The 11,987-nt window shown below is 75.0% G+C and carries 9 protein-coding genes and 1 tRNA gene; 8 read left to right on the forward strand and 2 right to left on the reverse strand.

Going from position 1 to position 11,987, the window contains the following annotated elements; genetic code table 11:
• Nucleotides 1–7: 7 nt before the first annotated feature.
• From cbiE to ACFWBF_RS16800, 4 genes are all read left to right on the forward strand, one after another.
• Nucleotides 8–1,210 carry a precorrin-6y C5,15-methyltransferase (decarboxylating) subunit CbiE gene (cbiE, locus tag ACFWBF_RS16785; RefSeq protein ID WP_385601622.1) on the forward strand — a complete coding sequence of 401 codons (1,203 nt, stop codon included), beginning with the start codon at nucleotides 8–10 and terminating at the stop codon, nucleotides 1,208–1,210.
• Between the two features lie 292 nt (nucleotides 1,211–1,502).
• Entirely contained in the window at nucleotides 1,503–4,580 is a 3,078-nt protein-coding gene (gene cobT, locus ACFWBF_RS16790; RefSeq protein WP_385601625.1) for a nicotinate-nucleotide--dimethylbenzimidazole phosphoribosyltransferase, read from the forward strand.
• 250 nt (nucleotides 4,581–4,830) lie between these two features.
• The gene (gene cobA / locus ACFWBF_RS16795) at nucleotides 4,831–6,045 is read left to right on the forward strand and encodes a uroporphyrinogen-III C-methyltransferase (RefSeq protein WP_385601627.1); all 1,215 of its coding nucleotides are present in this window, start codon (nucleotides 4,831–4,833) and stop codon (nucleotides 6,043–6,045) included.
• A gap of 71 nt (nucleotides 6,046–6,116) precedes the next feature.
• Entirely contained in the window at nucleotides 6,117–6,947 is an 831-nt protein-coding gene (locus ACFWBF_RS16800; protein ID WP_385234538.1) for a TrmH family RNA methyltransferase, read from the forward strand.
• 104 nt (nucleotides 6,948–7,051) lie between these two features.
• On the opposite strand, the gene ACFWBF_RS16805 is transcribed toward ACFWBF_RS16800, so the two are convergent.
• Nucleotides 7,052–8,278 carry a serine/threonine-protein kinase gene (locus ACFWBF_RS16805; RefSeq protein WP_385601630.1) on the reverse strand — a complete coding sequence of 409 codons (1,227 nt, stop codon included), beginning with the start codon at nucleotides 8,276–8,278 and terminating at the stop codon, nucleotides 7,052–7,054.
• Nucleotides 8,279–8,829: 551 nt separating this feature from the next.
• Between ACFWBF_RS16805 and ACFWBF_RS16810 the strand changes: the two genes are divergently transcribed.
• The 4 genes from ACFWBF_RS16810 to ACFWBF_RS16825 all read left to right on the forward strand — a co-directional run bounded on the left by ACFWBF_RS16810 (nucleotide 8,830) and on the right by ACFWBF_RS16825 (nucleotide 11,752).
• Nucleotides 8,830–9,015: a hypothetical protein gene (locus ACFWBF_RS16810; protein ID WP_385601632.1), complete on the forward strand. Its 186-nt coding sequence runs from the start codon at nucleotides 8,830–8,832 to the stop codon at nucleotides 9,013–9,015.
• Between the two features lie 241 nt (nucleotides 9,016–9,256).
• Nucleotides 9,257–9,574 (forward strand): hypothetical protein, encoded by a 318-nt coding sequence (locus ACFWBF_RS16815; protein ID WP_385601635.1) that lies wholly within the window; start codon nucleotides 9,257–9,259, stop codon nucleotides 9,572–9,574.
• Nucleotides 9,571–11,373, forward strand: coding sequence for a phosphotransferase family protein (locus ACFWBF_RS16820; protein WP_385601638.1), 1,803 nt, complete (start codon nucleotides 9,571–9,573; stop codon nucleotides 11,371–11,373). The genes ACFWBF_RS16815 and ACFWBF_RS16820 overlap by 4 nt, the downstream gene beginning before the upstream one ends.
• 64 nt (nucleotides 11,374–11,437) lie before the next feature.
• Nucleotides 11,438–11,752: a zf-TFIIB domain-containing protein gene (locus tag ACFWBF_RS16825; protein WP_385601641.1), complete on the forward strand. Its 315-nt coding sequence runs from the start codon at nucleotides 11,438–11,440 to the stop codon at nucleotides 11,750–11,752.
• A 47-nt stretch (nucleotides 11,753–11,799) separates the two neighbouring features.
• On the opposite strand, the gene ACFWBF_RS16830 is transcribed toward ACFWBF_RS16825, so the two are convergent.
• Nucleotides 11,800–11,871, reverse strand: a tRNA-Val gene (locus ACFWBF_RS16830).
• Between the last annotated feature and the right edge of the window lie 116 nt (nucleotides 11,872–11,987).

Here is an 11,987-nt window from a genome sequence, read left to right on the forward strand (position 1 = left end):
GACGACGATGGCCGACCGGGTCACGGTGATCGGCTGGGACGGCTCTCCCCTGACCGCGGCCGCCCGGTCAGCGCTCTCCGCCGCCACTTTGGTGGCCGGCGCCGCCCACCACCTCGCACTCCCCGAGGTGCCGCCCACCGCCGAGCGCATCCGCCTCGGCAGCCTCGGGCTCGCCGCGCGCCGCATCGCGGGCCACCGGGGCACCGCCGTGGTCTTCGCCGACGGCGACCCCGGCTTCTTCGGCGTCGTACGCACCCTGCGCGCCCCCGAACACGGCCTCGAGGTCGAGGTGGTCCCCGCCGTCTCCTCCGTCGCCGCCGCCTTCGCCCGCGCCGGGATGCCCTGGGACGACGCCCAGGTGGTCGTCGCCCACCCCCGCACCCTGCGCCGCGCCGTCAACGTCTGCCGGGCCCACGGCAAGGTCGCCGTCCTCACCTCGCCCGGAGCCGGCCCCGCCGAACTGGCGCTGCTGCTCGGCGGCGTCCACCGCACCTTCGTCATCTGCGAGGAACTGGGCACCGACAAGGAGCAGGTGACCGTCCTCACCTCCGACAAGGCCGCCGACCACAGCTGGCGGGACCCCAACGTCGTCATCGTCATCGGCGGCGGGGGACAGGCCCTGGCCTCCGAACCGGCGTGGCTCCTCGGCCAGGGCCCCGCCCAGACGGCCGGACGCGGCTGGGCCCGGCCGCAGATCGACGTGGGCGAAGGGGAGTCCGCGCAACTGCGCGCCGCGCAGCTCGCCCGGCTCGGCCCGCGCACCGGCGACCTCGTCTGGGACATCGGCGCCGGCTCCGGCGCCCTCGCCGTGGACGCCGCCGCCCTCGGCGCGGCCGTCATCGCCGTCGACGCCGACCGGCACGCCTGCGAGCGCGTAACCGCCGCGGCCCGCAGCCGCGGAGTCCAGCTCCAGGTCGTCACCGGCCGCGCCCCGCACGTACTGGAGGACCTGCCGGAGCCCGACGTCGTCCGCGTCGGAGGCGGCGGAGCCGAAGTCGTCGCGGCCGTCGCCGACCGCCGTCCGGAACGGATCGTCAGCCACGCCTCCACCCGTGACGAGGCCGAGGCCATCGGACGCGCCCTCACCGAGGGCGGGTACGAGGTGGAGTGCGCGCTGCTCCAGTCCGTCGGCCTGGACACCCGTACCTGGACCGAACAACAGCGCTCCGTCGTCTTCCTGCTGGCCGCCCAGCGCCCCGTGACCCGCTGAGCGTCTCGGGGCACCGGGCCACTCCTCCACGACGCCCGTGAAACGCCCCCCCCAGGTGCCCCGAGACCGCTTGGATCAACGGCCGGGGTAGGCTGGCCGATCGTCGCAGCGCCCCGGACGATTCGGGCACCACGACACCGCAGGAAGCGCGACGTGGCGCAGTCCACAGCGGACCCTGGCTGTTATGGCCGCCAGGGTGGCTAACGGGCGCGACAATGCTTAGTGGTTGTCGTGGAGGCCTCGTGGGCGACCGGGCGATCGAAGAGGCAAAACCGATGGGCGAGGGGTACGCATGACTGACACCGGCCAGGTCCCGGGCGAGGGTCACCCGGACAACGCGGGCATGGTGGATCAGCCGGGCATCCCCGCCCCGGTTCCCATGCCGGCCCCTCTGAGCGGCGGCTACGCCTTCCAGGACCTCGTGGACGACCCGGCCGGTCCGGAGGACGAGGAACTGTTGCTGATGCCGAGCAACCAGGGCGCGTGGAGCGACCCGCAGGTGGTTCCGCCGATGCCGTCCTTCCCCGAGCCCGCCCTGTACGCCGACGCGCCGTACGTCGAGTACCAGCAGCAGCCGGCCCAGGTCGCCGAGGCACCGGCCGCCTACGCACAGCCGATGGCGCCCGCGCCCATGGGTTACCCCCAGCCCGGGTACCCGGAACAGCCGTTCCCCGATTCCTCCTACAGTGCGGGCGCGCACGAGGCGGGCGGCCGGGACTCCGGCGCGCTCGACCTCGGCGGCCTGGTGACCCCGCCTGCTCCCCAGGCGCAGGCGCAGGCTCCCGCCGCGGCCGCTGCGGTGACCCCGGTGCGGCGTCCGCTGCACATGGGCCCGCCCGTGCCCGAGGCCACCGGCGGAGTCGTACGGTCCCTCGCGGACCGGGGTCCGGCCGCGGCGCCGACGCCCGCTCCGGCGTTCCGCTCCGGCCCGCCCACCACGGGCCCCGAGTACCTGGACATCCCGCGCGCCGAGGCCGTCGCGGTCGCGCCGCAGGCCGCCGAGATCCCGCCGCAGGCCGGTACGCCGTGGGCGGCGGAGCCGCTGCCCGCCGAGGCCGCGCCCGAGCCGGTCGTGGTGGCGGTCGCCGCCGAGCCGCAGCCCGAGCCCGTGGTGGCCGAGCCCGTGGTGGCCGAGCCCGTGGTGGCCGAGGCCGCACCCGCCACCGTCCCGGCGCCCGAGCCGTTGCCCCTGCCCGAGGTCGAGGTCGCCCCCGAGCCGGTCGTCATGGCGGAGCCGGTCCTCGCGGTGGTGCCCGAGCCCGTGCAGGCCGAGGTCGCGCCGGAGCCCGCGGCCCAGCCGCAGCCCGTGGCGGAGCCCGCGGTCCAGCCCGTCGTCGAGCCGGCCCCCGAGCCGGTGGCCGCCGAGGCCGCGCCGGTCGAGGCCGCCCCCGCCGAGGCCGTCATCGCCCCGGCCGTGGACCCGGAGCCGCAGCCCGCGCCCGCGGTGGTCCCGGCCGCCGAGCCCGAGCCCGAGCCCCAGCCCGCCGCCGCCGAGCAGCCCGCTCCCGTGGCGCTGGACCCCGTAGCGGCCGCACCGGCGCCCCAGCCCACGGCCGGGCCCGAGACCCCGGCGGAGCCCGTCCCGGCGGAGGCCGTAGCCGTAGCCGCCGCACCCGTACCGGCCGAACCCGCCGCGGGCGACCCGGCCCCCGCGTACGAGGACGCCGAGCGCGAGGCCGTCCTGCGCGTCATGCGCGAGCGCCGCGACATCCGCAAGGGCTTCCGTACCGATCCCATCCCGCACGAGGTGCTGCTCCGCGTCCTGGAGGCGGCCCACACCGCGCCCAGCGTCGGCCACTCCCAGCCGTGGGACTTCGTCGTCATCCGCTCCGCCGAGACCCGCCGGACGATGCACGAGCTCGCCCAGCGCCAGCGCGAGGCCTACGCGAACTCGCTGCCCAAGGCCCGGGCGAAGCAGTTCAAGGAACTCAAGATCGAGGCCATCCTCGACACCCCGGTGAACATCGTCGTCACCGCCGACCCCACCCGCGGCGGCCGCCACACCCTCGGCCGGCACACCCAGCCGCAGATGGCCCCGTACTCCTCGGCCCTCGCCGTCGAGAACCTCTGGCTCGCCGCGCGCGCCGAAGGCCTCGGCGTCGGCTGGGTCAGCTTCTTCGACGAGCGCGAGATGGTCCGCGAGCTCGGCCTGCCGGAGCACCTGGAGGTCGTCGCGTACCTGTGCGTCGGCTACGTCGACGAGTTCCCCGACGAGCCCGAGCTGGCCCAGGCCGGCTGGTCCCAGCGCCGGCCGCTCTCCTGGGTCGTGCACGAGGAGACGTACGGGCGCCGCGCGCTGCCCGGCGAGGAGCCGCACGACCTGCTCTCGGAGACGGTCGCCAGCATCCGCCCGCTCGACGCCAAGGCGCTGGGTGAGGCTTGGGAGCGGCAGAAGCGCATGACCAAGCCGGCGGGCGCGCTGGGCATGCTGGAGATCATCTCCGCCCAGCTGGCCGGCCTCTCGCGGGTCTGCCCGCCGCCGATCCCGGAGCCGGCCGCGGTCGCGATCTTCGCGGGCGACCACGGGGTGCACGCGCAGGGCGTCACGCCCTGGCCCCAGGAGGTCACCATGCAGATGGTGGCCAACTTCCTGGGCGGCGGCGCCGTCTGCAACGCATTCGCCAACCAGGTGGGCGCCGAGGTCTGTGTGATCGACGTCGGCGTCGCGGGCGAGCTGCCCGCCACTCCGGGCCTGCTCCCGCGCAAGGTCCGCCCGGGCACGGCGGACCTCTCGGTCGGCCCCGCGATGACCCGCGAGGAAGCGATCGCGGCGATCGAGGTGGGCATCGAGACGGCCCGCGACCTGGTCGCGGCGGGCAACAAGGCCCTGCTCACCGGCGAGATGGGCATCGCGAACACCACGGTGTCCGCGGCCCTCATCTCGGTCTTCACCGGCGTCGACCCGGCGGAGGTCACCGGTCGCGGCACGGGCATCAACGACGAGACCCACGCCCGCAAGGTCGAGGTCGTACGCCGCGCCCTCGAACTCCACCAGCCCGACCCGGCGGACCCGATCGGCGTCCTCGCGGCCATCGGCGGCCTGGAGCACGCGGCGATCGTCGGTCTCCTGCTCGGCGGAGCCTCCCTGCGCACGCCGGTCATCCTTGACGGCGTGAGCGCGGGCGCGGCCGCCCTGGTCGCCCGGGCCATCGCCCCGGAGGCCCTCTCCGCGTGCATCGCGGGCCACCGCAGCGCGGAACCGGGCCACGTCGCGGCCCTGAACAAGCTCGGCCTGCGTCCCCTGGTGGACCTGGACCTGCGCCTGGGCGAGGGCACGGGCGCCCTGCTGGCCCTGCCCCTGGTCCAGAGCGCCGCCCGCGCGATGCACGAAGTGGCCACCTTCGACTCCGCCGGGGTCACCGAGAAGTAACCCCGCCGGGCGCGGGCCTGCCTCGAACTCCGGCGGGGCTGGATCGCGCGAAGCGCGATTTCGGCCCCGTCGGCGCTTGAGGCGCGGGGTCCGGGGCGGAGCCCAGGGGCCCGCCACGGCACCGGCCCCGCCGGGAGCGCCGGCCCGGCGCGTCGTATCGTGGACCCGGACACGGAAACCGCACGTCAACCCAGCCGCTCCAGCGCAGCAGCGGCCAGCCGCCCCCTCGCCGCACAGGAGCCGCACCGCCATGGCCGACACCCCCGCATACCCCGTCGGACTCCGCCTGGCCGGCCGCCGCGTCGTCGTCATCGGCGGCGGCCAGGTCGCCCAGCGCCGCCTCCCCTCGCTGATCGCGGCCGGCGCCGACATCCTGCTCGTCTCGCCCTCCGCCACCCCTTCCGTGGACGCCATGGCCGAGACCGGCGAGATCCGCTGGGAGCGCCGCCGCTACGAGGAAGGCGACCTCGAAGGGGCCTGGTACGCCCTCGTCGCCACCCGGGACCGCGCGGCGAACGACGCCGCCTCCGCCGAGGCCGAGCGCGAGCGGGTCTGGTGCGTCCGCGCCGACGACGCCGAGGCCGCCACCGCCTGGACCCCGGCGACCGGCCGCGTCGAGGGCGTCACCGTCGCCGTGCTGAGCGGCAACGACCCCCGCCGCTCCGCCGCCGTCCGGGACGCGGTCGTCGAGGGGCTGCGCGACGGCACCCTCACGGCCGCCCGCCCCCGCACCCCCGGCGTCTCCCTCGTCGGCGGCGGCCCCGGCGACCCCGACCTGATCACCGTCCGCGGCCGCCGCCTCCTCGCCGAGGCCGACGTGGTCATCGCCGACCGGCTGGGCCCCCGCGACCTCCTCGACGAACTCCCGCCGCACGTCGAGGTCATCGACGCGGCCAAGATCCCGTACGGCCGGTTCATGGCCCAGGAGGCCATCAACGACGCGCTGATCGAGCACGCCAAGGCGGGCAAGGCCGTGGTCCGGCTCAAGGGCGGGGACCCGTACGTCTTCGGCCGCGGCATGGAGGAGCTCCAGGCCCTCGCCGAGGCCGGTATCCCCTGCACCGTCGTGCCCGGCATCTCCAGCTCCATCTCGGTGCCCGGCGCGGTCGGCATCCCCGTCACCCACCGCGGCGTGGCGCACGAGTTCACCGTGGTCAGCGGCCACGTCGGCCCCGACGACCCGCGCTCCCTGGTGGACTGGGCCTCCCTGGCCAAGCTCACCGGCACGCTCGTCATCCTCATGGGCGTCGACAAGATCGGCCTGATCGCCGAGGCGCTGGTCCGCGGCGGCCGCCCCGCCGAGACCGCGGTCGCCGTCATCCAGGAGGGCACCACCGCCGCCCAGCGCCGCGTGGACGCCACCCTCGCCACGGTCGGCGAGACCGTACGGGACCAAGGGGTGCGCCCCCCCGCGGTCATCGTCATCGGCGACGTCGTGAAGGTCAACGCCCCGCAGACGCCGTAGAACGACGCACCCCCGCACAACCGCACAACCGAGCCGTTGGCACCGCACCCAGGACAAGGCAGTATCACCCTGTGGCTGATCTCATCACCGTCGAAGACCCCGACGATCCGCGCCTGCGCGACTACACGGGCCTGACCGACGTCGAACTCCGGCGCCGGCGCGAGCCCGCCGAAGGCCTGTTCATCGCCGAGGGCGAGAAGGTGATCAGAAGGGCCAAGGACGCCGGCTACGAGATGCGCTCGATGCTGCTCTCGGCCAAGTGGGTCGACGTCATGCGCGACGTCATCGACGAGCTCCCGGCGCCGGTCTACGCCGTCAGCCCCGAGCTCGCCGAACGCGTCACCGGCTACCACGTGCACCGCGGGGCCCTGGCCTCCATGCAGCGCAAGCCGCTGCCCACGGCCGACGACCTGCTGACGGGCGACGCGGCCGGTCAGAGGATCGCCGTCTTCGAGGGCTTCGTCGACCACGCCAACCTGGGCGCCGCGTTCCGCAGCGCCGCCGCCCTCGGCATCAGCGCGATACTGCTCTCCCCGGACTGCGCGGACCCGCTCTACCGGCGGGCCATCAAGGTCTCGATGGGCTCCGTCTTCTCCGTCCCGTACGCGCGGCTCGACAAGTGGCCCGCCGACCTGGAGAAGGTCCGCGAGGCGGGCTACCGCATCCTCGCCATGACGCCGAGCGAGAAGGCCACGTCGCTGGACCAGGTCCCGGCCGAGCGCTTCGCCCGGTCCGCGATCATGCTCGGCTCCGAGGGGCACGGCCTGTCCACGTACGCCCTGCGCGCGGCCGACGAGTGGGTCCGCATCCCCATGGCGGAGGGCATCGACTCCCTCAACGTGGCCGCGGCCTCGGCGGTGGCCTTCTACGCCACCCGCCCGCCGGCGCCCCGGGAGTCCTAGAGGTCCAGCGGCCTGGCGGCCTGACGGCGGCCTGAGGGCTGGCGGCCTGGCCGCCTCGTGCCGTGCCGGGCGCCGCGACGCGGTGAACCTTTCCGGTCACAGCACTAGAGCTTCTGGGCCGCCGCGATGCCCAGCGCGACGATCAGCGTCACCACGACGAACACGATCAGCCGCTGCCGCATCAGCCTCGGGTCCGGACGCGAGGGCCGGCGCCCGGCTCCCGTCGTACGAGGGGCCGGGCGGCCGCCCGTACGGCCCGAGGTCGGACGGGAGGACGGGTTCGCGCCGCCGCCGGGGCCGCCCTGGCCGCCCGGGTTCCTGGAGGACGACGGCCGCGAGTGCGGTCCGCTGTGCGGGCCCTGGCCCTGACCCTGCGCCCTGGGTACGGGCGTGCCGCCGGTGCTGCGCTCCGTGTGCAGTTCCGTGCGGCTGTCCGTCCGATCGGCGAGCCGCCCCGCCGGCCGGTCGGTCCGGGCCCGCTGCGCGGGCGGGCGGCCGTCGGACGTCCCGTGGGCCTCGCGGGCCGCGATCTCCTTGAGCCGCATAGACAGCTGGAGCGTGCTGGGCCGTTCCTCGGGGTCCTTGGCCAGGCAGGCCCGTACGAGCGGCGCCAGCGCGTCCGGGACCCCCTGCAGATGCGGCTCCTCGTGCACGACGCGGTACAGCATGACCTCGGAACTGCCGTGCCCGAAGGGGGAGTCGGCGGTCGCCGCGTACGCGAGCGTGGCGCCGAGCGCGAACACGTCCGTGGCGGGGGTGACCGCGGCGCCGCGCACCTGCTCGGGCGCGAGGAACCCGGGGGAGCCGACGGCCGTTCCCACGTGCGTGAGGGTGCTCGCGCCGGTGGCCCAGGCGATCCCGAAGTCGATGATGCGCGGGCCCTTGGGAGACAGAAGAATGTTCGAGGGCTTGAGGTCCCGGTGGACGACTCCCGCCTCGTGCACGGCGACGAGCCCCTCGGACAGCGCGGCGCCGATCGCGGCGATCTGCGCGGCCGTGAGCGGACCCTCCTCGGCCACCTTGTCGTGCAGCGAGGGACCGGGCACGTACTGAGTGGCGAACCAGGGCCGCTCGGCCTCCAGGTCCGCGGCCACCAGGCGGGCGGTGCAGCCGCCGCGGATCCGCCGGGCGGCGGACACCTCGCGGGCGAAGCGGGAGCGGAACTCCTGGTCCTCGGCCAGATCCGGCCGGATGACCTTGAGCGCGACCCGCTGGCCGCGCCGGTCCGAGCCCAGGTAGACCACGCCCATGCCGCCGGCACCGAGCCGTCGGTGCAGCCTGAACGAGCCGACGACTCGCGGGTCCTCGCGCCGGAGCCGCATCATCGCCATGTCCACCCCGCTGACCGGTCGTCCTGTTGACGTGGCACAGCTTACGGACGATCCGTCATGTGCGCTCAGAGGCCGCGCCCTCTCCCGGGTATTCGATTGTCAGTGCGGCGCAGTCCACTTGAGGGGTGTTCAGATGTGCGACCGCATGACCGTACGGGAGTTGCCCGTACGACCAAACGACCCTCGCGCCAAGGGGATTGGGCCGCGGCCCGGCGGGAGCGCGCCGGGGGGCGCGTGGCCCGGCCGGAGCGGACCGGGTGATTCCGGGGCAGACTCCGCGCCCGGACATGCGTGTGCAGGGAGTGACGGAAGTGAGAGAAGTCACTACCCTCCGGTCATCCCCTCCGGGAAGACCCTCACAACGGGGGAATCGTCTCCACCCAGGGGAGTACGCGCGGAGGGCCTCCTCATCCTCTTGGAGGCCCGGCAAAGGGTACGAGGGCATGAGGCCTGCGCCCCTTCCCGCGCCTAGTGTTGAAGACAAGCGGCGGGTGGAGCACTCGTCCCCCGAGGTCACAAACCCGCCGCTGCCAAACGACAGGGAGAGGGCCATGGCGGACATCGCAGGGCAGGGACGCAAGGCATTCGCGTTCAACAGCCATGAGTCCGGCCGACGCCACCCACTGGTGGCCGCGGCCATGGTGCTCCCCCTGGCCGCCCTCCTGCTCTTCCTCTTCGGAGGCTTCGATCAGGTGGTGGCGCAGGCGTCGTCCGTAAGCGTGATGCTGGGGCGCTGAGCGGCGCCCCAGGCCCGGGAGAGCGGCCCGGGCCGGGACATCATCTCGCCGCACCCCGTGGGGACGGGGGCGCGGTGACGGACGGCAGGTGAAGGGTGCTGCCCGTACGGCTTGGGAGCCGGACGGGCAGCACCCTTTCTCATGCCCGCGGGGGGTGGTGCGTAGCCTGCTCCTGGACAAGGCGCGGGCGGGCGGGAAGCGGGGGAGTGGGATGATCCGGCACAACGACAGGTGGCGCCTCATGCGCCAAGACGCCCTGCTGGGCACGATCACGGTGGAAGAGGCGGACTTCCCCTGGCTGCACGGCAGCTTCGCCCCCGAGCCCGGCTTCGCCGAGGTGAAGCCCTGGTTCGACGCGGTCCTGGCCGCCGTGGAGGCGGAGGCGTACGACGAGCGGTTCGACGCCGCGTACGCGTCCATCGCCGAATCCCTGACCCTGCTGTCCCCGGCCGGGCCGGTCGCCGAGTTCCTCCTGCACATCGAGGGCGGGGCGGCGTGGTTCCGGTGGATCGAGGAGCCGGACACCGGGCCGGAAGGAGAAGGAGGGGAGCGGGCGTGAGCCCCGCCCCCGGATCCGTGCCGCCGCCGTTGCCGGCCGCGCTCGCCGCGTACGCGGGGGCCGGAGCGGGGGAGTACACCGTGCTCGCCGACCGGGCTGACGGAACCGTCGTGCGGTGCGGGGACACCGTGGTCAAGGCGCACGCGGGAGACAGCGACCCCGACGCGCTGGCGCTGCGGATGCGGATCGCCGCGCACCCGTCGCTGGCCGCGGCGCTACTGCCCCCGCTGCGGTCCGAGACCGGGTGGCTGCACGGCCGGCCCGTCTCCCTGTGGCCGTACGGCGCCCCGGTCGACCCGGACCACCCCGAAGACGCCCCCTGGGAGGCGGCCGCGCACCTCCTCGCCGCCCTGCACCAGATCCCCCTGCACCACCTGCCGACCCCGGTCCCACCCATGCGCGGCCCAGCCAAGGTAGCCCGAGCCCTACACCGCCTGGCCACGACCGTCCCGGCCTGCTCTGCCGCCCCGGCTGCCTCCGCAGTCCGGCCCGCGTCCGCCGTCCCGTCCGGGTCTGCCGTCCCGGCCGCCTCTGCCGTCCCGGCCGCCTCTGCCGCCCCGGCCAGGTCTGCCGTCCGGCCCGCGTCCGCCGCCCCGCCCGGGTCTGCCGTCCCGTCCCGCTCTGCAGTTCCGCCCGCTTCCGCTACCCCGGCCACGTCAGCTGCCTCGGCCGCCTTTGCCATCCCGGCCACGGCTGCTGCGCCGGCCGCCTCTGCCGCGCCCGCTGCACCGACCGGCCTCGCCGCGTCGGCCGCGTTCGCCATCCCGGCTACGTCCGCTGCAACGGCTGGCCGCGCCGCACCGGCCATTGCCGTCCCGGCTGCGCCCGCCGTCCCGGCCGGCTTCGCGGCGTTCGCTACGTCCGCTGCACTTGCCAGCCCCGCTGTACCGGCTGTTCCCGACGCCCGGGTCGCGGCCGCTGCGCATACTGGCCTCGCCGCCCAGGCTGACTCCGCCGCATCCGCCGCATCCGCCGCCCGAGCTGTTCCCGCCGCACCGGCCGACGCCGTTGTCTCGGCCGCGCCTGCTACGTCCGCTGCACCGACCGGCCTCGCGGCACCGGCCGTTGCCGCCGCACCGGCCGCCTACGCCGTCCCGGCCGAGTCGGCTGCACCGGCCGCCTCTGCCGCTTCGGTCGCTTCGGTCGACCCGGCCGTTCGCGCCTCGGCCGCGGCACCGGCCGACTCCGCGGCACCGGCCGACTCCGCGGCACCGGCCGCCTCCGCGGCACCGGCCGCCTCCGCGGCACCGGCCGAGTCGGCCGCACCGGCCGACTCCGCACCGGCGGGCCCCGCCGAAACGGCGGGCGACGACGCCGCCGCGGTGTGGGCCGCCGCTTGGACGTTGCCTGCCTGGGCTCGGGGGGAGGGGCCGGGCCCGGGTGGCGGCGGTGGGGTGCTCTGCCACGGGGACCTGCATCTGGGGCAGTTGGTCCGCACCGTCCCGGAGGGCGCCTGGCGGCTCATCGACATCGACGACCTCGGCCTCGGCGCCCCCGCCTGGGACCTCGCCCGGCCCGCGGCCTGGTACGCCGCCGGGCTGCTCGACCCCGGCACCTGGCTGCGCTTCCTCGACGCCTACCGCGCCGCCGGCGGCCCCGCGGCCGGTCCGCCCGGCGCGGACCCCTGGCCGGAACTCGACGTCCCCGCCCGCGCGCTCACCGTACAGACGGCGGCCCTGGCCCTCGCCAAATCGACACAAGAGGGACGCCGACTCGACGACGTGGAGCGGCTGATGGTGGATGCCTGTGTCCGAATAGCTGCCCTCCCGCCCCACTTGGAGCCGGACCCCGCGTCGTAGGGTGAGCGTCACGCCACCGGGCACAGATCCGGTGTCGACCCAGACGGCGAGGAGTTGACCGGTCATGCAGTGTCCGAAGTGTCACGCGATGATGCACACCTACAACCGCAACGGTGTCCAGATCGAGCAGTGCAGCGGTTGCCGCGGCATCTTCCTGGACTACGGCGAGCTCGAGGCGCTGACGCGTCTCGAGTCCCAGTACACCGCCCAGTACGGCCAGGTCCCGCCGCCCGCCGCGCCGCCGGCCCCGGCCCCGTACCCGGTCCAGCACGCGGCCCCGGCTCCGGCCTGGGGCGCCCCGCACCACGGCGGCCATGGTGGACACGGCCACCACGGTCACCACAAGGGCGGCTTCGGGCGGATGCTCTTCTCCTCGTGAGGAACGCGAAAGCCCCGGCCGTCGAGACGGCCGGGGCTTTCGGACAGTGCGCGATACTGGGATTGAACCAGTGACCTCTTCCGTGTCAGGGAAGCGCTCTCCCGCTGAGCTAATCGCGCGGGCACGGTATGAAACCGCAGGTGAAGAAGGTAATGCGGGTGGTGCAAGGTGCTGCGTGCGCGATACTGGGATTGAACCAGTGACCTCTTCCGTGTCAGGGAAGCGCTCTCCCGCT

This window comes from Streptomyces sp. NPDC060028 (genome assembly GCF_042736725.1).
In the GTDB taxonomy this organism is placed as follows: Bacteria; Actinomycetota; Actinomycetes; order Streptomycetales; family Streptomycetaceae; genus Streptomyces.